The sequence below is a fragment of the Sulfitobacter sediminis genome (assembly GCF_040811725.1).
Classification (GTDB): Bacteria; Pseudomonadota; Alphaproteobacteria; order Rhodobacterales; family Rhodobacteraceae; genus Sulfitobacter; species Sulfitobacter sediminis.
This window is the reverse complement of record NZ_JBFNXX010000006.1, coordinates 201,992-223,916: the sequence shown is the minus strand read 5'-3', so window position 1 is coordinate 223,916 and position 21,925 is coordinate 201,992. Positions and strand designations below refer to the sequence as shown.

The following is a 21,925-nucleotide window of genomic DNA, read 5'->3' as shown; positions in this document are numbered from 1 at the left end:
TGGTGGGGCGGTCAGGACTTCGGCACGCTCACGGCGCGGACCTTGCCCCGCTCGAGCCCAAGCTGGCGTTCGCGCCAGATTACCAGCGCGCCTGCAGCAATGACCAGACCGGAACCGGCCAGCATCATCGCGGTGGGGAGTTCGTCGAAGATGAAATAGCCCAGGATGATCGCGAAGAGCATCGAGGTGTAATCGTAGGGGGCCAGCATCGAGACCGCGCCGAAGCGGTAGGAGGACGTCACCAGGATTTGCGCGACCCCGCCCACCAGGCCTGCGGTGATCAGCAGCGCCAGCGTGCTTCCGGTGGGGACGACCCAGCCAAAAGGGAAGGTCATCAGCGACAGGATGGAGGCGGTCAGCGAGAAATAGAAGACGATGGCGGCGGTATGCTCGGTCTGTACCATCTGGCGCAGGTGGATTTGCACGAGGCTGCGCAGCAGGGTTGCGCCGAGGATCAGCAAGGCACCAATGGTGGCCATACGGTCCAGATCGGCGCCGCCGAAGCGCGGCCAGAGGATGATCAGCACCCCGATCAGGCCAATCGCGACGGCGCTGATGCGGAAGATGCGGATGCGCTCGCCCAGCATGAAGGCGGCGAGGAGCACTGTGAAGATGGGCGTGGCAAAGCCGATCGCCGTCACTTCGGGCAGCGGGAGCAGACCGAGGCCCGCGAAGGTCAGGCCCATGGCCGTTGTGCCGATGGCCCCGCGCCAGACGTGGGCCATGGGGTTTTTGGGTTTGAGCCCGATACTCAACTGTCCGCGCTGGGCAAGCCAGAGCAGGATGATGGGGATGGCAAAGAAGGAGCGGAAGAACACCGCCTGTCCCGGCGGCACTTCATCGGCGGTGGCCTTGATGATCGCTGACATGCAGGTGAAAAGCAGGATCGCGCAGACCTTGAGCGCGACGCCAAGCGCGGGGCGGGAGGAGAAATCCTCGACTTTCATCTGCGGGTTGCGCTCATGCCTGTGGGCCGATCTTTCCCCGGTTCTCCCCGATCTGGCCACGGTGCAGAAGCAGGTGGTCGAGGATCACGCAGGCCATCATCGCCTCGCCCACGGGCACGGCGCGGATGCCGACGCAGGGGTCATGGCGGCCCTTGGTGATGATCTCGGTTTCCTCACCGGTCTTGGTGATGGTCTTGCGGGTGGTAAGGATGCTTGAGGTGGGTTTCACGGCAAAACGCACGACGATGTCCTGCCCGGTGCTGATCCCGCCGAGGATGCCGCCCGCGTGGTTCGAGGAAAAGCGCGGCTGGCCGTCGTTGCCCATGTAGATCTCGTCGGCATTGAGTTCGCCGGTCAGCATCGCCGCCGACATGCCTTCGCCGATCTCGACACCCTTGACCGCGTTGATCGACATCATCGCGGCGGCCAGATCGGTGTCGAGCTTGCCGTAGACCGGTGCGCCGAGGCCGGCGGGCACGCCCTTGGCCGTCACCTCGATGATGGCACCGACGGAGGAGCCGGACTTGCGCAGCCCGTCGAGGTAGTCGGCCCATTCCGTGGCCGCCTTGGCATCGGGCACCCAGAAGGGGTTCTGTTCGATCTGGTCCCAATCGAAGGCATCGCGGTCGATCTTATGGGGGCCCATCTGTACCATGTAGCCGGTGATCTGCACGTCCGGGGCAATCGCCTTGATCGCCTCGCGCGCGAGGCCGCCCGCCGCCACCCGTGCCGCTGTTTCACGGGCAGAGGACCGGCCGCCGCCGCGATAATCGCGGATGCCGTATTTCTGGAAATAGGTGATGTCGGCGTGGCCCGGGCGGAACTTGTCCTTGATGTCGCCGTAGTCCTTCGACCGCTGATCGGTGTTCTCGATCATCAGTTGCACGGGTGTGCCGGTGGTCACACCCTCAAAGGTGCCCGAGAGGATTTTCACCTGATCGGGCTCGCGCCGCTGGGTGGTGTATTTGTTCTGCCCCGGTTTGCGTTTGTCCAGCCAGTGCTGGATCATCTCCTCGCTGATCGGCACGCCCGGCGGGCAGCCGTCGACCGTGGCACCCAGGGCGGGACCATGGCTTTCCCCCCAGGTGGTGACGCGGAAGAGATGGCCGAAGGTATTGAGGGACATTGGTGCGCTCCTTTCCCCTGCCTTAGCCCTCCCGGAAAAGAGCCTCAAGGCGTTTTGCATCTGAGGGGCCGCTGGACCGAGAGAGATGAGGCGCGTAGAGCAGGGTATGCTTTACGTCCTGGTTCCGTACGATCCAGCCTGGCCAGACCTCTTCGAGGCCCTCCGGGGGGATATCGTGGCGCTGACCGGGCTGTCGCGGGGGTGCATCCATCATATTGGTTCCACCGCCGTGAGGGGCCTTTCGGCCAAGCCCATCATCGACATACAGGTCGGTGTGCCGGACCTTGATGCTTTCGATCTGTCGCGTTTGTCGGGAAGGGGCTTTGCGCCGGCCCCCGAGATCGACCGGGATGATCCTTTCCCCGATGAAAGGGCCGGATACGGTGGCTGGAGGAAGAAATATGCGCGGCTCGAACGGGACAACCGGCGGCTGGCGCATGTGCATGTGCGCCAGATGGGTGCGCCCAACTACCGGTTTGCGCTGTTGATGCGCGACTACCTGCGCCATTCCGAGATGGCGCGGTAGCTTTACGCCGGGTTCAAGTGCGCAGCCGCGCAGGTCGCCTCGGAAACGTCTGATCCGGGCGGAACCGGAGGGTATCTCGCGCTGAAGGACCCGTTTGTGAAGCTGCTGGGCGTCTGCGCAGAGAGCTGGGCAAGCCAAAGCGGGTGGATACCGCCAGAGGCGGCAGCCTGACAGGAAGATTTAGGGGCGTGCGATCTTCAGGTCGGTTTGGCCAGGTGCCACACCTGTTCGAACGGATAGTCCCTCGCCCATGCCGCCGGGACACCGCCACGGGAGCCTACCGCATCTGCGGGGGCGTAGATTTCCTGGTAGTTCTCGACGGTGAACCCGATCTCGGAGAAGAGCGCGAACCAGCCCGATATGGTGAGGTTGAAGCATATGCCGCTCGGGTCGATCTCTACTTGCGTCCAGTCCGCGCCCCGGAAGCCCCGGTAGGGCCTATGCAGCACCTTTTCGCAGTCCGCGCCGCTTTCCGGCGTGCAGATGATCGCGAGAGGATGATTTCCGAGGAACACCAGACACCCACCGGGGCGCAAGAGCCGCCAGGCCTCGGCCAGCCAGACCTCCGGTGGGCACCAGATGGCCGCGCCGTATTCAGAGATCGCGAAGTCGAAGGAGGCGTCGGGCAGGCCCGTCGCCTCGGCGTTGCCCTCGATAAAGCTGATGTCGGCCCCGTGTTCCGCCGCCAGCCGGTGCGCGGTGGCCAGCTGGTTCGGCGAGACGTCTATGGCCGTCACCTTCGCCCCGCGCCTCCACATCCAGGCGGCGACGTAGCCCGTGCCGCAGCCCAGCTCAACGGCGTCCATGCCTGACATGTCCTCCGGCAACAGGTGAAGCTCCGCCTCCGGCGCGCCCCAGTTACCCCAGATCGGGGTGGTCAATCGCCAATGACGCTCGCCCATTTCGGTCCAGTTTCCGGCGTCCGCGTCCCAGACGTCCCGATTGATTGCCACATGATCCTTGCCCACAATCGTCTTACTCCCCCATCGTACCTTTGCGCCAGAGTAACAGCCCGCTGTCTCAGGCGGCAATCCGGCTTTGCCTTGCCTTCCTCCGCTTGGCGGCCTATCTCTTGCGGTACCTCGGGGGGCTCCACAGGAGCTGAGATTGCGCAAGCTGACCCGTTGAACCTGAACCGGTTAACACCGGCGGAGGGAAGGTCTGGACATCCATCCAATGCTTCTCAACGCCGCAATTTGGAGGATGCCATGAAGGCTCTTGCACTTGCTGCTACCACAACACTCGCCGCGACCGCAGCCGTGGCCGATACACCTGAACTCGTCGTCTATACCTATGACAGCTTTGTCTCTGACTGGGGGCCGGGACCGCAGATCGAGGCGGCGTTCGAGGAGACCTGCGGCTGCGACCTGAAATTCGTCGGTAACGGCGATGGTGCCGCGCTGCTGGCGCGGCTAAAGCTGGAAGGCGCGCGGTCGGAGGCTGACCTGGTGCTGGGGCTCGACACCGGCCTGATTGCGGCGGCCAAGGAGACGGGGCTTTTTTCCGAGACAGAGGTGAGCGCGGACTATGCGCTGCCCATCGAATGGACCGACAGCACTTTTGCCCCCTATGATTGGGGGTATTTCGCTTTTGTCCATAACACCTACCTCACGCCGCCCGCGAATTTCCGGGCGCTGGGGGAGAGCGATGTGAAGATCGTCATTCAGGACCCGCGTTCCTCTACGCCCGGTCTCGGCCTGCTGATGTGGGTCAAGGATGCTTACGGCGACGAGGCGCCCGCGATCTGGGAGGGGCTGGCCGATAACGTGGTGACCGTGACCAAGGGCTGGTCGGAGGCTTATGGGCTGTTCCTTGAGGGTGAGGCGGACATGGTGCTGAGCTATACCACCTCGCCCGCCTATCACATCATCGCCGAAGAGGACGAGACCAAGGCGGCGGCGGTCTTCGACGAAGGACACTACATGCAGATCGAGGTGGTCGGGCGTCTGGCGGGTTCCGACCAGCCGGAGCTAGCGGCGGATTTCATGCGCTTCATGGTGTCGGATGCCGCGCAGTCGATCCTGCCAACGACCAACTGGATGTACCCGGCGGTGATGCCGTCTGGCGGTTTGCCCAAGGGCTTCGAGGCGCTGGTCAAGCCCGAGAACGCGCGGCTTATCCCCGCTGACGAGGCGCCGGCGATCCGGGATGAGGCCCTGGCCGAGTGGCTTGGCGCGTTGTCCCAGTAAGCACCAGATCAGGGGTCGGTGCGGCGGCACTTGTCGTCGCGCTGATCCTTGCGGCATTGCTGGCCGTGATGTCGCGCGCGGAACTGGGCGCGGGGTTCCTACCGTCGGACTGGGCGGCGATCCGGTTCACGGTCTGGCAGGCGTTCCTGTCGGCGGTTTTTTCGGTGGTTCTGGCGATCCCCGTGGCCCGCGCGCTGGCGCGGCGCCGGTTTTTCGGGCGCGCGGTGCTGGTGACGCTGCTGGGCGCGCCTTTCATCCTGCCGGTGATCGTGGCGGTGCTGGGGTTGCTGACGGTTTTCGGGCGGGGCGGCTGGCTCAACGTGCTGTTTGAGTATGTCGGCCTGCCCCCCGTCTCCATCTACGGCTTGCACGGTGTCGTTCTGGCCCATGTGTTCTTCAACCTGCCGCTGGCGACACGGCTGATCCTGCAGGGCTGGCAGAGCCTGCCCGCCGAACGCTTCCGCCTTGCGGCGCAACTGCGGCTGACGCCCTGGGCGGTGTTCCGGGCGCTGGAATGGCCGCTCCTGAAGCAGGTGGTGCCGGGGGTGGCGGCGCTGATCTTTGTCATTTGCCTGACGAGTTTCGCCGTGGCGCTGACACTCGGTGGCGGGCCGCGTGCGACGACGGTGGAACTGGCGATCTACCAGGCCTTCCGTTTCGATTTCGATTTAGGCCGCGCGGCGCTCTTGTCGGTGACGCAACTGGTTCTGGCCGGTGCGGCGGCGGTTCTGGCGCTGTCGATCATCCCCGCGATCTCGCTTGGGGGCGGGCAGGACGGGCCCTTGCGGCGCTGGGACGCGCGGGGCGGGGGACAGCGCCTTGGGGATGCGGTTGTGATCGCGCTTGCCGCGATGTTTCTCTTGTTGCCGCTTCTTGCCGTGGTGCTGCGCGGGCTGGCGGGGCTTTTCGTCGTTCCGGCATCCGTTTGGGTGGCGGCCGCGATGTCCCTCTACGTCGCGGTGGTCAGCGTGATTGTCCTTCTGGCGCTCGCCCTGCCTATGGCGGGCTGGATCGCAACGCGGCGCGCGGGCGGTGTCGAGGCGATCGGTCTGTTGGGTCTTTCCGCCTCGCCCCTGATGATCGGCACAGGCTGGTTCATCCTGATCAATCCGGTGATGAACCCCGCAAGCCTTGCTTTGCCGGTCACGGCCCTTGTGAACGCGCTGATGGCGCTGCCTTTCGCTGTGCGTATCCTCGTGCCGCGCCTGCGGGATACGGTGCAGGACTACGGGCGGCTGAGCGCGACACTGGGCCTGCGCGGCTGGCCGCTCTGGCGCTGGGTAATCCTTCCGCGCCTCGCGCCGCACATCGGCTTTGCCGCCGGGCTGACGGGGGCGCTGTCGGTGGGCGATCTGGGCGTGATCGCGCTTTTCGCCGATCAGGAGCGGGCGACGCTGCCCTTGCAAATGTACCGGCTCATGGGGGCCTACCGGATGGAAGCGGCGGCGGGCGCGGCGCTGATCCTGCTTGTCATGGCGCTGGGCATCTTCTGGCTTTGCGACAGGGGAGGGCGCTGGCATGCTGAGGCTTGAAGGGCTGGAGATCGTGCAGGGTGCGTTTACGCTGCGCGCCGACATGACGCTGGAGCAGGGGCGAAAATACGCGGTCATCGGGCCGTCCGGGGCGGGGAAATCGACTTTGCTAGGGGCGCTCTGTGGCTTTGTGCCTTTGGCGGCTGGGCGGATCGTCTGGAACGGGCAGGATTTGACAGGGGCCGATCCCGGCGCGCGGCCCATGACGATGCTGTTTCAGGACAACAACCTCTTTCCGCACCTGAAGGTGTTGCAGAACGTCGGGCTTGGCCTGCGTCCGGACATGCGGCTCGATCCGGCACAGAAGGCGCGTGTAAGGGAGGCACTGGAGCGGGTGGGGCTGGCGGATCAGATGGCGAAGAAGCCCGGCACGCTTTCGGGCGGCCAGCAAAGCCGCGCGGCGCTGGCCCGTGTGCTGGTGCAGGCGCGGCCCTGGGTGCTGCTCGACGAACCCTTCGCGGCGCTGGGCCCCGCGCTCAGGAACGAGATGCTGGAATTGGTGCGTGAACTGGTGAGCGAGACCGGCGCGGGGTTGATCATGGTGACCCATGCACCGGACGATGTGCGGCGGATCGCGGATGAAGTGATATTTGTCGGGTCCGGCCGGGCCGAGGCCCCGCAACCGGCGGCGGAATTGATGGACAATCCGCCGCCGGAGTTGAAGGCGTACCTGGGATGAGAACGCTGCGAAGTCTTTGAAGGGCGATATTATACTTGCCGTACCCGGTCGCAGGAGGGTAGGCTGTGAATAGTGTGTTTGCACGCGTTCCTTTTCGTGGGGCTAAGAAAATCTGTGTGTTTCAGTGCTACTTAGATGACAGTTACGACCCCCCTGGGACTGGCGTCGTTACGCTCGCCGGTTACTTTGGCACCGCAGAGCAGTGGGACGCGTTCGAAGTGAGCGCGCAGCAAATGCTTAATCGTTACTCCGTGCCGGTGTTCCATGCGAAAGATTTTAAAGACACCAGCAGTTCATTTGAAGGCTGGTCGCGGCATAAGAAAGAGGACTTCGCGGTTGATTTCTTTGATGCGGCGCACGCATCAAGCCTTATCGGAGTCTCTAAAAGCGTTGAAAGAAAACTCCATGCGTCGCTCAGGAAAGTGGGCAGGAGTTCCCACAATTATTCGCCTTTAGGAATGGCTTTTGGGGCGCTCACTGGCGCGTTTTCAAATGATCAATGTACTTACTTGCCGCGCGGGGAAAAGCCTACACACTTCTTTGTCGAGGCAGGCAACACCAACAATTCTGGCTCAAAAAAATCTTTGAACGCGCTCGGCAGGGCGAAGGTAGGAAAAGCACATTTCTGTCGATCACATTTATCGAGAAAGACAGTTGCTGCGCGATACAACTTGCAGATTTTTGCGCTTACTATTCGCGCGCCATTGCTCGAAAAATGCTGAGAGGGGCAAGTAACGACGACGTGTTTCTTTCCTTGCCCGACCCGGTAAAAGTCGCATTTTCTCGCTTGCCGCATTTTATCGAGTTAGCACATGGGCATGTCACTCAAGACATCGGTGACAAAGGCAAAACCGTCAACGTCGGCAGAACACAAGCTATTCACGTTGGCCCGAATCCGTTTTGATCTTTTTTATCACCCGCTCCATCGCCTTATCGGCCTCTGTGGGGTTTAGTTCGCCAGCGTCGATCATATCTTGCACGGTCTTTGCGAACCGCTCCGACTGCTCCGCTTGGCTTTCCTTCTTTGGCTTTTTCGTCATTGCACACGAGCCGTTTCATAGGTGAGCCGCTTCCCAACGATCCCGGTCAGTGCAATGTCTGCGCGTTCGGTATCGTTGGGGCCTTTAGCCTGACGGTTGGAATATCGGAAGTCAAACTCGGCAAGGTAGCGGTGCAGGTGACGCTTGGCGCAATGCTGATAGGTGCCTCTCATGCCGCGCTTGAAGATGGAGAAATAGCCTTCGATGGTGTTGGTGTGGGCTTCACCACGACCGTACTCACCCTTGCCATGTTCGACGCTCTGGTGCGAAGCGAACTCCTTGCCGAGAGGGCGATACCAGTTGCCCTCGTCGGTCATCATGTTGGCCTCTTTGGAAACGTTGGCCCGGACAATCGGCAGGATGTATGCGCTGTTGACCTTATCCACGACAAAGGAGCGGGCTTTCCCGGTATCGCGCTCGACAAGGCTCAGAACCTTCATCTTGTGCGCCCAGCCGCGCTGCTTCTCCTTGCGCTTGGGCGCGTCGGGATCATGGCCGATAAAGGTCTCGTCGGCTTCGACAATGCCGCCGCCGCCACCCATAGGGGCCAGATCGCCGGAACGCATTGCCTCACGGATACGGTGCGACATGAACCACGCGGTTTTCAGAGTGACGCCCAAGGTGCGGTGCAATTGGTTGCTGCTGATGCCCTTTTTGCTGGCGCACATAAGGTAGATCGCTTGCAGCCAGATGTTCATGGGAACATGGCTGCTTTCAAAGATGGTGCCTACCTTCACAGTGAAGGGCTTGCGGCACTTATAGCACTTGTACGCGCCTATGCGAGTGGACTTGCCGCCCATCTTGGATACACGTTCACGCTCGCCGCACTTGGGGCAAGTCGCACCATGGGGCCACACGCGCGCCTCTACATAATCGTAGGCAGCTTGCTCATCGTGGAATTCTTTGCGGCTAAGTATCGACATGACGTGTATCTCCTTGACTCCAATATAGGAATCTAGAGTGGGTACGTCAAGTATAATAACGCCCTTTGAAGACTTCGGTCCGTTTCCTTTGAAGGAAACGGGGGCGAGCGCAGGCAAAGCAGCTGGGAGCGCCGGAGTTTTCGAAAACTCAGGGCCGATTTCTTTGAAGAAATCGGGGTCAGGCGGCCAGTGCTGCGCTTGTGTCCGCGATCTTCAGCGCTGCTACAGCCGCTTCGCGGCCCTTCAGCACGAAATGCTCCCGGTAGATCGCGTTGTGATGCGCGGTCTCCTGATACTGGTGCGGGGTCAGCGAGACCGAGAGCACCGGCACACCGGTGTCGAGCCCCAAGCGCATCAGCCCATCGACCACCGCGCTGGCCACGAAATCATGCCGGTAGATGCCGCCGTCTACCACGAAGGCGGCGCAGGCGATGGCGGCGTAACGGCCTGATTGTGCGAGTTTCTGCGCCATGAGCGGCAGTTCGAAGGCTCCGGGGACGTCGTAAACGTCAACCTGTGCGACGGGGATTGTTTCCAGGAACCCATCAAGGGCGCGGTCCACGATATCGGCGTGCCACTGGGCCTTGATGAAGGCGAAACGGGTGTTCTGTGTCATTGTCGATCTCCTTGTGTCAGACACGTCTTCACCCAAGGCGATCACAATTGTGCAGGGTCCGCGCGCGGCGGCCCCTTACAACCGCATTCTCTTCCATCCGGACTGTGACCGTCGGCCCCGGACTTTGACCGGGTCTGCTGTCACCCCGGCATCTGCCAAGGCCGCTCGCGGGCTCGGGGCGCGGTTGGCCCCCTACCGCCGGTGGGGAATTCCGCCCCGCCCTGAGAATGCTTGCAGCCTGCCGCAGCTTTGTGGTCTGTGCAAGTCAGACGCTTGGTCACAGGAAGGCCCCCGACATGCACCCCAACCCGATTTACCACGACGCGGATGCCGCCCGGAACCTCGACTTCGCGCGCGAGCGGGGTTTCGGCGTGCTGGCCGTCAACGGGGCGGAGGCCCCGATGCTGAGCCACGTGCCTTTCCTGCTCAGCGAGGATGGTGCCACGGCGGAATTACACCTCGTGCGCTCCAATCCCATCGTGCGCGCGCTCGATGCGCCGAAACCGGCAAAGATCGCTGTGACGGGACCCGACAGCTATATTTCGCCTGACTGGTACGGGATGGAGGATCAGGTGCCCACGTGGAACTATATCGCCGTGCATCTGACCGGCACACTGGAACTGTTGCCGCAAGAGCAGTTGCACGATCTGCTGGACCGGCAGTCGGGCCATTATGAAGAGCGGTTGCTGCCCAAGACACCCTGGAAAACGGCCAAGATGTCCGAGGGGGTGATGGAGCGGATGATGCGGATGATCGTCCCCTGCCGGATGAACGTTACCGGTGTCGACGGGACATGGAAGCTGTCCCAGAACAAACCGGACGCGGTGCGGGAAAGCGCTGCGGATCACGCACGCGCTCATGGTTTCGGCAGCGAGGCACACATCCTTGCGGCCTTGATGCAGGGCGTGACCCCCCGGGACTGATCCAAGTCGCTTAATGTGGCGATTGCACCCAAACACCTGAACAGCGATAGTCTGCGCAACATCAAACCGAGGTGCCCTATGAGACTGTTCTACTCCCCCGCTTCGCCCTTCGTACGCAAGGTCGTGGTTCTGCTGCACGAGCTGGGTCATGCCGATGACGTGCAACTGGAGACCATCCAGACAACCGCCTTCGCATCCGATCCCGGGCTGGTGGCGAGCAACCCGCTGGGCCGCATTCCCGCGCTTGAACGTCCCGACGGCCCGACGCTTTATGACAGCCGGGTCATCTGCCAGTTTCTCAACGAGCGTTTTGACGGCAACTTCTACCCGCAGGACAGCCGCCGCTGGGAGACCCTGACGCTGGAAGCGACGGGCGAGGGCATCATGGACAGCGCCGTGTCCATGTCCTACGAGCTCCGGCTGCGGCCCGAGAACGAACAATCCGCCGCTTGGGTCGATGCGCAATGGGCCAAGGTTTCGCGCGCCGTGGGCGCGCTCAACAGTCGCTGGATGAGACACCTGTCCGGTCCGCTCGACATGGGGCATATCGCGGTGGGATGCGCGCTGGCGTATCTCGATTTTCGCCACGATGCACGCGGATGGCGCAAGGGGAACGATGCGCTGGCGGCGTGGTTCGAAGGCTTCGATTCGCGTCCCTCGATGCAGGCAACGCGCCCGCCAGCGGGTTAGATGCGGCAGAACACCCCGGTTTTCATGTTCTTAACCCCCACCTGCGACGGTTTGCGCGTGATTGGCATCTAGACGCACCGGGGTCAGCGGGCTAGATAGCCCCTCAACCGGGTGGCGTGCGTTTGCGCTGCCCAAATGTCCATTGGGCCTTTGGTCCGGCAAGACTTGGAGAAAACACGTGTCGAACGCAGAAGATCACGCAGGCACCCGTAGGGATTTCCTGTATTATGCAACAGCGGGAACTGGCGCGGTGGCCGTGGGCGCTGCGGTCTGGCCGCTGATCAACCAGATGAATCCTTCGGCAGACGTGCTGGCGCTGTCGTCCATCCGCGTGGATGTGGGCGCGCTTGAACCCGGTTCGCAGCTGACGGTGAAATGGCTTGGCAAACCCGTGTTCATCCGCCGTCGCACGCAGGAAGAGATCGACGCGGCCCGTGCGGTTGACGTGTCCGACCTTCCCGATCCGATCGCGCAGAATGAGAACATCAGCGGTTCCGAGCCCGCGCTTGACCAGAACCGCACCCTCGACGAGGCCGGTGAATGGCTGGTGATGATGGGCGTCTGCACCCACCTCGGCTGTGTGCCTCTGGGTGATGCGGGCGACTTTGGCGGCTGGTTCTGCCCCTGCCACGGGTCGCACTATGATACTGCGGGCCGTATCCGCCGCGGGCCTGCGCCGACCAACCTGCCGGTACCGGTCGCCGAATTCGTGGACGAAACCACGATCAAACTGGGTTAAGGGAGAATATCAATGTCTGGAATTCCTCACGACCATTACGAACCGACATCCGGTGGCGAAAAGTGGCTGCACAAGCGCCTGCCCATCGTCGGCCTGTTGTACGACACGCTGATGATCCCCACGCCCAAGAACCTGAACTGGATGTGGATCTGGGGCATCGTTCTGACCTTCACGCTGGCGCTGCAGATCATCTCCGGCATCGTGCTGGTAATGCATTACACGCCTGACGTCGATCTCGCCTTCGGCTCGGTCGAGCACATCATGCGGAACGTGAATGGCGGCCACATGCTGCGCTACATGCACGCAAACGGCGCATCGCTGTTCTTTATCGCCGTCTATTTGCACATCTTCCGTGGTCTCTACTACGGGTCTTACAAGGCCCCGCGCGAGGTGACATGGATCATCGGCATGTTGATCTATCTGCTGATGATGGCCACGGCCTTCATGGGCTACGTGCTGCCCTGGGGCCAGATGTCCTTCTGGGGTGCAACCGTGATCACCGGCCTCTTCGGCGCCATCCCCTTCGTGGGTGACAGCCTGCAGACCCTGCTTCTGGGCGGCCCGGCCGTGGACAACGCCACTCTGACCCGTTTCTTCAGCTTGCATTATCTGTTCCCGTTCCTGATTGCGGGCCTCGTGATCCTGCACATCTGGGCGTTCCACACCACGGGTAATAATAACCCCACCGGTGTCGAAGTGCGTCGTACGTCGAAGGAAGAAGCGGAAAAGGACACTTTGCCCTTCTGGCCCTACTTCGTGATGAAAGACCTCTTTGCCCTTGCGGTGATCCTCGTGGTGTTCTTCGCGGTCGTTGGCTTCATGCCCAACTACCTCGGCCACCCGGATAACTACATCGAGGCGAACCCGCTGGCGACGCCTGCACACATCGTGCCGGAATGGTATTTCCTGCCGTTCTACGCGATCCTGCGTGCCTTCACCTCCGAAGTCTGGGTGGTGCAGATTGCATCCTTCCTGACCGGTGGCATCATCGACGCGAAGTTCTTTGGCGTCCTGGCGATGTTCGGCGCAATCGCGGTGATGGCCGTCGTGCCGTGGCTGGATACGTCCAACGTGCGTTCGGGCCGCTATCGCCCGATGTTCAAGTGGTGGTTCTGGCTGCTGGTGATCGACTTCTTCGCGCTGATGTGGCTGGGTGCCATGCCCGCGGAAGAACCTTATGCGACCTTCTCGCTGATCGCCTCGACCTACTGGTTCGCCTATTTCCTCGTGATCCTACCGCTGCTTGGCGTGATCGAGAAGCCGCTGGCACAGCCCGCGACGATCGAGGAAGACTACAAAGCGCATTACGCGCCCAAGACGGGTGGCACGAAGACCCTCGTGAACCCGGCGGAGTGAAGACTATGAGCATGATCAAGACAATCACCGCAGCCTTCGTGGCGCTGGGCCTTGGCACCGCCGGTGCCATGGCCGCCGGGGCAACCGACGCGCATGTCGAGGACTTCGACTTTTCCTTCGAAGGGCCCTTCGGCTCCTATGACGTGAATCAGTTGCAGCGCGGTCTGCAAATCTACACCGAGATTTGTTCCGCCTGCCACGGTCTGAAGTTCGTGCCGATCCGTACCCTTGGTGACGACGGCGGGCCGAGCTTGCCTGAGGAGCAGGTGATCGAATACGCCAAGCAGTATGAAGTCTTCGATCCCGAGATCGACGATTTCCGCGAGGCCAAGCCGACCGATCACTTCCCCGCGTCCAACCTCGAGAACGCGCCCGACCTGTCGCTGATGGCCAAGGCGCGCGCCGGTTTCCACGGGCCCTATGGGCTCGGGATCAACCAGTTCTTCAAGGGCATCGGCGGTCCGGAGTACATCGCATCGCTGTTGACCGGCTACACCGGTGAAGAGAAAGAGCAGGCGGGTGTGGTGTTCTATGAGAACACGGCCTTCCCGGGCGGCTGGATCGCAATGGCACCGCCGCTTTATGGCGATGACGTCGAATTCGCGGATGGCCATTCGACCGATCTGGAGCACCTGTCGGAGGACGTCGCGGCCTTCCTGATGTGGACCGCAGAGCCCAAGATGATGGCCCGCAAGCAGGCCGGTTTTGCCGGGGTGCTGTTCCTGACAGTGTTGGCGGTGCTGCTGTACCTGACCAACAAGCGCATCTGGGCGCCGGTCAAGCGCCGCATGAAGGAAGAATAGGCTCTTCCCATTTGAAGAAGTGAAACCCCCGCGGCGCGCCCGCGGGGGTTTTTCTTTGGTCGGCATGCAGGCGTCGACCAACGGCCCGCCACTGCGCGCATTCAGGCGGCCAGCTGCGTCCCCCGCACCTGCCGGATCGTCGCCTCGACGATGCTGCCCTCGACCTGCGGCGTGTCGAATACGGTCTCGGTGAATTGCGTGGTGCGCCCCATGGTGGGGCTTTCCATGAGCACGTGGTGTTGGCGCCCCACCTGCGCCGCCAGATGCCGGGCCACCTGGGCTTTGCCAGCTGCGCGAAGCCGTGCCGCGCGTTCCTTGATTGCGCGCCCGTCGACGCCAGGCATGCGCGCCGCTGGTGTCCCGGGGCGCGCGGAATACGGGAATACATGCAGCCAGGTCAGATCGCATTCTTCGACCAGCCGCAGGGAATTCTCGAACATCTCCTCTGTCTCCGTCGGGAAACCGGCGATGATATCGGCGCCGAATGTCATGTCCGGGCGCAGGCGTTTTGCTTCCTCGCAGAAACGGATCGCATCGTCGCGGAGGTGCCGCCGCTTCATCCGTTTGAGGATCAGGTCGTCGCCATGCTGGAGCGAGAGGTGCAGATGGGGCATCAAACGCGGTTCTGTCGCGATGGCGGCAAGCAGGTTTTCGTCCACCTCGATGCTGTCGATGGAACTGATCCTGAGGCGTGGCAGATCGGGCACCAACCTCAGGATACGCATCACCAGATCGCCAAGACGGGGGGCCGCAGGCAGGTCCGCACCCCATGAGGTCAGGTCCACACCGGTGAGCACCACTTCGTTGAAGCCTTTATCAACCAACCGCCTGATCTGGTCCACGACGACGCCCGCCGGGACCGACCGGGAATTGCCGCGCCCGTAGGGAATGATGCAAAAGGTGCAGCGGTGGTCGCAGCCATTCTGGACCTGCACATAGGCGCGGCTGCGGGTTCCGAAACCGTCGATCAGGTGACCCGCGGTTTCCGTTACCGACATGATGTCATCGACCTGCACCGCCTCCGTTTCGCTGATGAAATCTGCGGCGAGGCCCTTCCACGTGTCGGGCTGCATCTTTTCGGTGTTGCCGATGACGGCATCAACCTCGGCCATGCGGGCGAAGGTCTCCGGCTCGGTCTGCGCGGCGCAGCCGGTCACGATGAGCCGCGCCTCCGGATGGGTCTTGCGCAGCTTGCGGATGTCCTGCCGCGCCTTGCGCACTGCTTCGGCGGTCACGGCGCAGGTGTTCACCACGACGGCATTCTCCAGCCCCGCTTGCCCTGCGAGGTCCTTCATCGCCTCAAGCTCGTAGGCGTTCAGGCGACAGCCGTGGTTGCTGAATACCGGCGCGCTCATTCGATGCTCCGCAGGAAATCGCCGGTCAGCACACCGTCAAAAACATGGGCGGTGGGCCCGATCATCCAGACACCGTCTTCGCGCCAATCCACCTGCAGCGTGCCGCCGTCGAGATCGATCCGGACATTGCGGCCCGTCAGCCCCCGCCGCGCCGACGCAACAGCCGTCGCGCAAGAGGAGGACCCCGAGGCCAGCGTGATTCCCACGCCCCTTTCCCAGACCCGCATGCGGATGTGATCCGGACCGACGATCTGGGCGATCTGGACGTTGGTGCGCTCTGGATAGAGCGCATGATGTTCGATGCCGGGGCCGAACTGCGCAAGGTCGATTGCGGCCACGTCCCTGACGAAAAAAGTGCAGTGCGGATTGCCCATGCCGGTGGCGGTCGGTGCGCCGTCGACGGGCAGTTCCAGCGTGTCCATCTCGCGCGCCAGCGGCACCTCGGACCAATCAAGCTGGGGCTGGCCCATGTTGACGGCAGTGAGCCCGTCGCCGGCATCCTCGGCCACCAGCGTCCCGCGATCCGTGGTCAGGGTCAGCCGCGACTGGCCGCTCTCATCCATGAGAAAGCGCGCGATGCACCGCGTGGCATTGCCGCAGGTGGCCGAGGTGGAGCCATCGGCATTGTAGAAGGTCAGATGCGCGTCCCCGGTGCCCTCCGAAATCACGGCAAGCTGGTCGAAGCCCACGCCGAAATGCCGGTGCCCGATTCCCTGCGCCATCTTTGGCGTAATCACCCGATTCTGCGCGCGCGCATCCACGACGACAAAGTCGTTTCCCAGCCCGTGCATCTTCATGAAGGGCAGATTCTGCGGTGCATCCCGGTCCATGGCGCGCATATAACCCGGCCCCGGTCACATATCCAGCATGTGCCCGTCATTTAACGTTTTATGGGCTTGACCCCCCGCACCGAGCTTTCTAAGTACTCCGGACGTGGGCCGTTAGCTCAGTTGGTAGAGCAACTGACTTTTAATCAGTGGGTCACAGGTTCGAATCCTGTACGGCTCACCACTGAAATCAGATAGTTAGCCGAATATTTTGCCGTAGACCCAGCCCTCTGGCCTCACCGGGGTAACATTTGGGGTAACAAAAGCAGTGTTTTCAGGCGCTAGTCTCTACAATTAGTCCTGTGCCCATCGCAGACTCTTCGGTTAACAGAAATAACTCTGACCCGGGCTCGAACTGACTCATACCTGAATTCGCGAACTAGATTTGCTCATGTCTCTGTGAGAGCATCCCTCTTGCCGCGGCTAAAATCAGTCGACGCTCCTCTTCGGTCAGCTGATCATATAGTTGAAGAATTTCTTTATGATGAGGATCGGGCCCATCCGACATAAAGTCATTAAAGTTGGTACCCAACGCTGCGCAAATCTTTTCTGCTGTGACAATGCGTGGGCTGGCCCCTTTTATCGAAAGCATCTTCCGGATCGTGCTACCGTCTATCCCAGCAAGCTGCGCAAGTCCCGCGGGCGTAAGGTTGGGGTCACCCTCGATTCTTTGACGAAGCTTTTTGACAAACGCATTCCCATCCATATCACCGTCCATATCCGGGGGGACCCAAGAGCTTCAATGAAGAACCGAGTCTCAAGCCCTCCTCTCCCATTCTCCACGCGCGGTGGTCGGAGAACATCATGGTCTGCTGTCCGATCTAGACACCCAAGCGTTACGTAGCGACATAGGCAGATTGTCGGCATTGCCTAAGAACAGAAAATCCAAACTGAGCCCATAGTGCTGGCACAATTGCAGTGCGCCGTTAAGCGAAAGGCGCGAGGAGCCGACTTCCCAATTTGAGTACGCCGTTCGTTTCACGGCAGGGAGCGGGGCGATATAGTCTGCCTGCTCTAAACCCAGCAAATTCCTATGCCAGCGCAAACGCTCCCCTATGTCAGCAAAAGACTTCTCAGGTAACGTCGGCATTGGCGATCCTCATGGCTATCTGTCTAGATGCTCGGCAAGCGCCTTCATGGCGGCGGCCGATAGGCCATCGCGCCTGTCTCGATATACGAAATCCAGCGTCAGCCCGTAGCGGTCACAAAGCACGTCAGCGGCTTCAATTGGTATGCGCCGGGCCCCCGTTTCCCAGTTGGCATATTGCGTGTAGTTGAAGCTATGACGAGCCGCCCATTTGGCTCTAGTCATGTCTGGCCCGTCACCGAAGGCGCGGCGTATCGCGGCCAGTGTTTCTGCGATGTCTTTGGCGTTTCTAATCACGTGGTTCACCAGTGTTATCTGTTAGATGCTCGGAGAGCGCCTTCATAGCAGCGGCAGATAGGCCCTCGCGCCTGTCTCGATATATAAAATCCAGCGTCAGCCCATAGCGGTCACAAAGCACCGTGGCGCAATCGATGGAGATGCGTCGCGACCCGGTTTCCCAATTGCGGTATTGCGTAGGATTGAACCCTTGGCGTTCTGCCCACTCCTTTTGATTGTCGCTAGACAATCCCAGCCTTGCCGCCCTCAGTCTGTATGCAATGTCTGGATAGTTTTTCATGTGGGGGAGAGATGTTCCTCAATCACCTCAAAAAGCGCTCTAATACATTGATAATTATGCATAAAGTGGCACTTCCAAAAGGTGCGTTTACAGTGCGTTTACACTTTCACGTTCAGTTTCTGTTCTGGCGTTCTACCGATCGGCCCGACATGGCGGCGGCTACCTCTTTTGGTAGCAGGGGTTTGCGTTTCAAAGACACGGCATCTAGTCAGAGGTTAAAAGGGTTATTAGTCAGAGGTTAAAAGGGTTATGATGGCGGCACGCTGTTCTGGCGTTGCTGATCGAAATGCTTCCAGAAAGGTTTGTTCTTCTAACTCGGGAAGTCCGAACAACTCTACCATACTGACGCCTAACGCTTCGGCTATCCTTTCAGCTACGGCCAAAGACGGATTGTTCACACCCTTCTCTATCCGAGAAATCGTCGCTTGCTTTACGCCTGACCGTTCAGCAAGAACCACCTGCGTTATCCCACGCTCCTTTCTTATACGCTCCAAATTTTTCATATGATTCAAAGCACCAACTACAAGTGTCTCGCTATCCTGTGAGGCAGGTCGTCAATTTTGCCGAAGTATATGAAGTCCAGCGGTAAAGAGTAGGCACCGCGCAACTTCTTGGCCGCAAGAAGGCTTAAGTCGCGTTTGGCATTTTCATAGGGTCCATACTGTTGTTCGGATAACCCAGCGCGCTCGGAAAACTCACGTTTTGTTAAGCCTAGAATTTGCCTCACCTTCGCTAATCTAGCGGCAACAGCCTCGGGGCTATCATCCTCAAGCAACATATTTGTCACAAAGCACCTCGGTGACTTGCATCGGGAAATGTTGAGAGCTCAAGGTAACCAAAGAAAAAAACCTTATGAATCGATTTGTCATATTTAGCCCAGAGCCAAATTTGTTTCACCGACCCATGCACGTGGTATCCCCTATCGGGCGGTCCGGTTTGATTGTTAGCGTTTCGTGGGCATCTGGTCTATCGGAACGATGCTGTTTGGCGCGGGTGTAAATTAGCCTAGTACGCTGGGCCTAGCGTTAAGACGCGCTCGGTTTTGCTTTCAGGCAGATTGCCAATTCCTTTGAGAGCGCCATAGCGGACGTCTCATCGGGTTCGGGTAAAAGGCGTTCAAAAGATTCGAAATATGGGCTCGGTGGAGGACCGGCTATCGCCATGACCTGTTCATCAATTCCGATGCTGTCGAGAACTAGCTTCCATGCCCTTTCGACGTTTGAGAACCGCTGAAGACTACCCCTTGCACTCTTCGGATCAATCCGGATGGCAAGAAGCCATTCGATCATGCAATCTCGCAGATCGGCCTCTTTAGCGACTGCCATGGCCATGACCCTTTCAACAATGTCGGTAAATCGTGGATCGATGAGCACCACCGTAACTTTCGGGCAGGTCCTCAGAAGCCTTTGCTGCTCAGGGACATCCTGTCGGGCTAAAGCTTCAATGTAGGCGACTGCCCGCTGACGCGGCGAGAGGCTCTCATAGACCTTTGGACCAATCTTCTTCAATTACCGGACCCTCCAACTGCGCGCTCCAAGGCCTCAAGCCGACCCTGAAGCTCAGAAAGCTCGAGGACGCGCCTGTAGCGCTCTACAAGGGCCATCAGGTCACTTGCCTCACTTGGAGTTATCTGACCCGCTGAGACGGCCTGTAAGACGCTCTGAGCCGCTGTTACGGCATCCTTCGCGCCAACTAAGGGCGGCATCTCAATCTCAATTGTGGCGTCGCGTCTCGGCGGCGTGATCCGCTCGAGACAGAGCTTAAGCGCAGTGGTGTCACCGCCAAGCGCAAGTTCGATTGCCCTACGTGCTAGCGCTTCAGCCTCTCCGCGTAAAAGACCTTCAACGATTATCGAACTCTTATGCCGCGCGCCCCGCGGTCGGCCCGGGTTGCCCGCTTTGAATTTGCCGGTCTTGGGGTCTGTATACGTTGTTGGGCCGTTATTTCGTACCGTCGTCATCTTCTGATCTCGGATTTATTGTTGTCGGTTACGCACGCTCAGCGCTCGTAGCCCCTGACGAACGGCTGGGCATTTGGACCAATCCTCCTTCATGATACCGGTCCATACTTGCGGTCCATGTACTTTCGACGCCTTATTGGGTCATCCCAGAGCGAGGAGGAGGGTGGTTTTGTGCGATACTCCTTTTCCCGCTCCATCCATTTGCGCCAAGTCCAGTCTGGGTCTGAGACCCGTTTCTGACGGTAGTAGATAGAACAGCGCTCAATTTGCCTCTCTATGTCATGATCAGTCCAGCCTTGAGACCTAGCCCAACGTGTAAGTTCTTCGTCCGGCTTCCATTGTGCAGGAAAACCGATCTTAGAAGGTGAATGAGCAGGAGCCCTTACTGCTTCATTACTGATTTCCTTACAGGTTACTTCTCCAGTGGGCTGGAGATTGGTCGCAGGTGAAATTGGAGTAAGGTCTTGCTCTGAACTGGAGTTAGGTTCGGCCCTTTCTCCAGAATCTGGAGTATGGTTTGCTTCGAGTTCAAATCCGAGCAAGTACCGAGTGGGCAGTCGCTTCTTGGCGACGTTGTCATAGCGACTTCTACGCACAATGATCCCTTTCGCTTCAAGAGACTTGAGGGCATTGTTCAAGGTGCCGTTCGAGACTCCAGTCTTGTGCATGAGGAAGGCTTGCGTCGGAAAGCAACCTTGTGATGGGTTGTGGCAATCGCACAGGTAAAAGAGTACCCGAAATTCGCTTGCGGTGAGATCTGAAGCGGGCAGTTCGGCGAGCCAATGCGTTGCGTGATGGCTCATTTCGGCGGCTCCCCAAGGCTGTCAAGCTCGAGCATTAGGCTACGGACGAATTGCTGGTCTTCGTCCTCGGCTTCTAAGTCAGCAATGAGTTGTTTCCTGTCAATGCGACGCTCGATAGCCTCATTCAGAGCACCCGCGATCACGTCAGGCGGCAGAGCTTCTAGCTGGCAGGTGCCACCTTTCCACGACTTAGACCGGCTGTCTGTCGACTTTGGTGGAGACATTGGCAGCGCGTTTTCTTGCACCTGCTGATGGGTCAGCGTTACCCGCTCAAACTCAACACTGATAAGAGCATGCCGCCTGTCAGCGATTACAAAGGCAGCCGCGTCATCTGCTACGCTGTCAAAGATGGAAACCCCGCTTGGGTCATAGTCCCCGAGGTGCAGTATGATTGCCTTTTTTTCTATGTCGCAGATGCGATCTGCTATCCACTTCTTCGTTGTTACGCTGTCGAAACCGCCTGACGAATAGACCGGGATGGAATACGGCTCGGCAACCCGGTAAAGCTGGGGCAGCATCCCAGCAGCCTCGCACCACACTTCCATGTGAACTTTTTGCGCTGTCAAACGATTGCGTTTGTAGTTTGCGGCTAGACGTCGCACGTGGTCCATGAATGCGTCTCGGTCGTCGAAGTGCCCGAGGTTATAGCTGATAACGCCGTCATCGCGGATCGCCTCAAACGGTATTAACTTACCCCGACGGGCGTTTGCGAGGTGGTGACAGAGACGAGCATAGGCGGTTTCTGTCTTTTCATAGCCGTGCCTGCCCACCATCCGGTAGAAGACTTGACGGCATGTCAGCGGCCAATAGTCCCTGTATTCGTCAAGCACCTTCTGCGCTTGTGCCAATAGCTCGCGGGTTTTCTTCTGTGGACGGTAGTTATGGATGTAGCCACGCGGGCGGGCAAATTTACGGCCACCTGTAACTCTGCTCATGTCAGCGCCCCCCAGTGCCGTGTCAAAATGGGGAAAAGCGCGACATATTCAGCAAGAAGTTGGCTTACTTCATACACACCCCGAGCCCCGGATGCAGTTGCCGCTGCGCTGGGGCTTTTCTTCACCGCTCTCATGTCGCGTCCTCGGTCTGCGCGTCAAGCCAAGCGACGACCTCCGAGTGCTTCCAATAACGACGATTCCGAATCTTAATTGGTCGGGGGAAACTCATTTCCGGCGTACGAAGCCATCTCCAAATGGTCATGCTCGAGACACCGCCGCAAAGCTCTTGAAC

General features: G+C 60.1%; 25 protein-coding genes, 1 tRNA gene and 2 riboswitches. Of the genes, 11 read left to right on the top strand and 15 right to left on the bottom strand.

Features of this window, described 5'->3' with window-relative positions:
* Positions 1-11 precede the first annotated feature (11 nt).
* Together AB2B41_RS10510 and aroC are read right to left on the bottom strand one after the other, a co-directional pair.
* Complete coding sequence (locus tag AB2B41_RS10510; protein ID WP_367877739.1) at positions 12-947, bottom strand: DMT family transporter; 936 nt, start codon at positions 945-947, stop codon at positions 12-14.
* Positions 948-960: 13 nt separating this feature from the next.
* Entirely contained in the window at positions 961-2,073 is a 1,113-nt protein-coding gene (aroC, locus tag AB2B41_RS10505) for a chorismate synthase (RefSeq protein WP_367877738.1), read from the bottom strand.
* A gap of 85 nt (positions 2,074-2,158) precedes the next feature.
* Here aroC and AB2B41_RS10500 point away from each other — a divergent pair, with 85 nt between their 5' ends.
* Positions 2,159-2,599: a GrpB family protein gene (locus AB2B41_RS10500; RefSeq protein ID WP_367877737.1), complete on the top strand. Its 441-nt coding sequence runs from the start codon at positions 2,159-2,161 to the stop codon at positions 2,597-2,599.
* A gap of 197 nt (positions 2,600-2,796) precedes the next feature.
* Here the strand turns inward: AB2B41_RS10500 and AB2B41_RS10495 are convergent, their stop codons facing one another.
* Positions 2,797-3,552 (bottom strand): class I SAM-dependent methyltransferase, encoded by a 756-nt coding sequence (locus AB2B41_RS10495; protein WP_367877736.1) that lies wholly within the window; start codon positions 3,550-3,552, stop codon positions 2,797-2,799.
* Between the two features lie 120 nt (positions 3,553-3,672).
* A riboswitch (TPP riboswitch) is annotated at positions 3,673-3,773 on the top strand.
* Positions 3,774-3,807: 34 nt separating this feature from the next.
* On the opposite strand from AB2B41_RS10495, the gene thiB reads away from it, so the two are divergent.
* The 4 genes from thiB to AB2B41_RS10475 all read left to right on the top strand — a co-directional run bounded on the left by thiB (position 3,808) and on the right by AB2B41_RS10475 (position 7,721).
* Entirely contained in the window at positions 3,808-4,788 is a 981-nt protein-coding gene (thiB, locus tag AB2B41_RS10490; protein WP_367877735.1) for a thiamine ABC transporter substrate binding subunit, read from the top strand.
* Positions 4,764-6,320: a thiamine/thiamine pyrophosphate ABC transporter permease ThiP gene (locus AB2B41_RS10485; protein ID WP_367877734.1), complete on the top strand. Its 1,557-nt coding sequence runs from the start codon at positions 4,764-4,766 to the stop codon at positions 6,318-6,320. Before thiB ends, AB2B41_RS10485 begins: the two co-directional genes overlap by 25 nt.
* The gene (locus tag AB2B41_RS10480) at positions 6,307-6,999 is read left to right on the top strand and encodes a thiamine ABC transporter ATP-binding protein (protein WP_367877733.1); all 693 of its coding nucleotides are present in this window, start codon (positions 6,307-6,309) and stop codon (positions 6,997-6,999) included. Before AB2B41_RS10485 ends, AB2B41_RS10480 begins: the two co-directional genes overlap by 14 nt.
* A gap of 65 nt (positions 7,000-7,064) precedes the next feature.
* Entirely contained in the window at positions 7,065-7,721 is a 657-nt protein-coding gene (locus AB2B41_RS10475) for a hypothetical protein (RefSeq protein WP_367877732.1), read from the top strand.
* A gap of 153 nt (positions 7,722-7,874) precedes the next feature.
* On the opposite strand, the gene AB2B41_RS10470 is transcribed toward AB2B41_RS10475, so the two are convergent.
* The 3 genes from AB2B41_RS10470 to AB2B41_RS10460 all read right to left on the bottom strand — a co-directional run bounded on the left by AB2B41_RS10470 (position 7,875) and on the right by AB2B41_RS10460 (position 9,578).
* On the bottom strand, positions 7,875-8,039 hold the full coding sequence (locus tag AB2B41_RS10470; protein WP_367877731.1) for a hypothetical protein: 165 nt from the start codon (positions 8,037-8,039) through the stop codon (positions 7,875-7,877).
* On the bottom strand, positions 8,036-8,962 hold the full coding sequence (locus AB2B41_RS10465; protein ID WP_367877730.1) for an IS1595 family transposase: 927 nt from the start codon (positions 8,960-8,962) through the stop codon (positions 8,036-8,038). The genes AB2B41_RS10470 and AB2B41_RS10465 overlap by 4 nt, the downstream gene beginning before the upstream one ends.
* 178 nt (positions 8,963-9,140) lie before the next feature.
* Entirely contained in the window at positions 9,141-9,578 is a 438-nt protein-coding gene (locus tag AB2B41_RS10460) for a 6,7-dimethyl-8-ribityllumazine synthase (RefSeq protein ID WP_367877729.1), read from the bottom strand.
* Positions 9,579-9,659: 81 nt separating this feature from the next.
* Positions 9,660-9,811: riboswitch (FMN riboswitch) on the bottom strand.
* A gap of 63 nt (positions 9,812-9,874) precedes the next feature.
* On the opposite strand from AB2B41_RS10460, the gene AB2B41_RS10455 reads away from it, so the two are divergent.
* From AB2B41_RS10455 to AB2B41_RS10435, 5 genes are all read left to right on the top strand, one after another.
* On the top strand, positions 9,875-10,501 hold the full coding sequence (locus AB2B41_RS10455; protein WP_367877728.1) for an FMN-binding negative transcriptional regulator: 627 nt from the start codon (positions 9,875-9,877) through the stop codon (positions 10,499-10,501).
* Positions 10,502-10,579: 78 nt separating this feature from the next.
* On the top strand, positions 10,580-11,191 hold the full coding sequence (locus AB2B41_RS10450; protein WP_367877727.1) for a glutathione S-transferase: 612 nt from the start codon (positions 10,580-10,582) through the stop codon (positions 11,189-11,191).
* A 178-nt stretch (positions 11,192-11,369) separates the two neighbouring features.
* On the top strand, positions 11,370-11,930 hold the full coding sequence (gene petA, locus AB2B41_RS10445; RefSeq protein ID WP_367877726.1) for a ubiquinol-cytochrome c reductase iron-sulfur subunit: 561 nt from the start codon (positions 11,370-11,372) through the stop codon (positions 11,928-11,930).
* 12 nt (positions 11,931-11,942) lie between these two features.
* A complete protein-coding gene (gene petB / locus AB2B41_RS10440) occupies positions 11,943-13,286 on the top strand; it encodes a cytochrome b (protein ID WP_367877725.1) in 1,344 nt (447 codons plus the stop codon).
* 11 nt (positions 13,287-13,297) lie between these two features.
* Positions 13,298-14,089, top strand: a complete 792-nt coding sequence (locus tag AB2B41_RS10435) for a cytochrome c1 (RefSeq protein ID WP_367877797.1) — start codon at positions 13,298-13,300, stop codon at positions 14,087-14,089.
* A 101-nt stretch (positions 14,090-14,190) separates the two neighbouring features.
* Here the strand turns inward: AB2B41_RS10435 and mtaB are convergent, their stop codons facing one another.
* Entirely contained in the window at positions 14,191-15,444 is a 1,254-nt protein-coding gene (mtaB, locus tag AB2B41_RS10430) for a tRNA (N(6)-L-threonylcarbamoyladenosine(37)-C(2))-methylthiotransferase MtaB (protein WP_367877724.1), read from the bottom strand.
* Positions 15,441-16,283 carry a diaminopimelate epimerase gene (gene dapF, locus AB2B41_RS10425; protein WP_367877723.1) on the bottom strand — a complete coding sequence of 281 codons (843 nt, stop codon included), beginning with the start codon at positions 16,281-16,283 and terminating at the stop codon, positions 15,441-15,443. The genes mtaB and dapF overlap by 4 nt, the downstream gene beginning before the upstream one ends.
* 96 nt (positions 16,284-16,379) lie before the next feature.
* Between dapF and AB2B41_RS10420 the strand changes: the two genes are divergently transcribed.
* Positions 16,380-16,455: transfer RNA gene (locus tag AB2B41_RS10420), tRNA-Lys, on the top strand.
* Between the two features lie 195 nt (positions 16,456-16,650).
* Here the strand turns inward: AB2B41_RS10420 and AB2B41_RS10415 are convergent.
* The 7 genes from AB2B41_RS10415 to AB2B41_RS10385 all read right to left on the bottom strand — a co-directional run bounded on the left by AB2B41_RS10415 (position 16,651) and on the right by AB2B41_RS10385 (position 21,633).
* Positions 16,651-16,989, bottom strand: a complete 339-nt coding sequence (locus AB2B41_RS10415; RefSeq protein ID WP_367877722.1) for a helix-turn-helix domain-containing protein — start codon at positions 16,987-16,989, stop codon at positions 16,651-16,653.
* A 387-nt stretch (positions 16,990-17,376) separates the two neighbouring features.
* On the bottom strand, positions 17,377-17,655 hold the full coding sequence (locus AB2B41_RS10410; RefSeq protein ID WP_367877721.1) for a hypothetical protein: 279 nt from the start codon (positions 17,653-17,655) through the stop codon (positions 17,377-17,379).
* A 507-nt stretch (positions 17,656-18,162) separates the two neighbouring features.
* The gene (locus tag AB2B41_RS10405; RefSeq protein ID WP_367877720.1) at positions 18,163-18,438 is read right to left on the bottom strand and encodes a helix-turn-helix domain-containing protein; all 276 of its coding nucleotides are present in this window, start codon (positions 18,436-18,438) and stop codon (positions 18,163-18,165) included.
* Between the two features lie 17 nt (positions 18,439-18,455).
* On the bottom strand, positions 18,456-18,713 hold the full coding sequence (locus AB2B41_RS10400; protein WP_367877719.1) for a helix-turn-helix domain-containing protein: 258 nt from the start codon (positions 18,711-18,713) through the stop codon (positions 18,456-18,458).
* Positions 18,714-18,960: 247 nt separating this feature from the next.
* Complete coding sequence (locus tag AB2B41_RS10395) at positions 18,961-19,443, bottom strand: hypothetical protein (protein WP_367877718.1); 483 nt, start codon at positions 19,441-19,443, stop codon at positions 18,961-18,963.
* 541 nt (positions 19,444-19,984) lie between these two features.
* A complete protein-coding gene (locus tag AB2B41_RS10390) occupies positions 19,985-20,698 on the bottom strand; it encodes a helix-turn-helix domain-containing protein (RefSeq protein WP_367877717.1) in 714 nt (237 codons plus the stop codon).
* On the bottom strand, positions 20,695-21,633 hold the full coding sequence (locus AB2B41_RS10385; protein WP_367877716.1) for a hypothetical protein: 939 nt from the start codon (positions 21,631-21,633) through the stop codon (positions 20,695-20,697). Before AB2B41_RS10385 ends, AB2B41_RS10390 begins: the two co-directional genes overlap by 4 nt.
* Between the last annotated feature and the right edge of the window lie 292 nt (positions 21,634-21,925).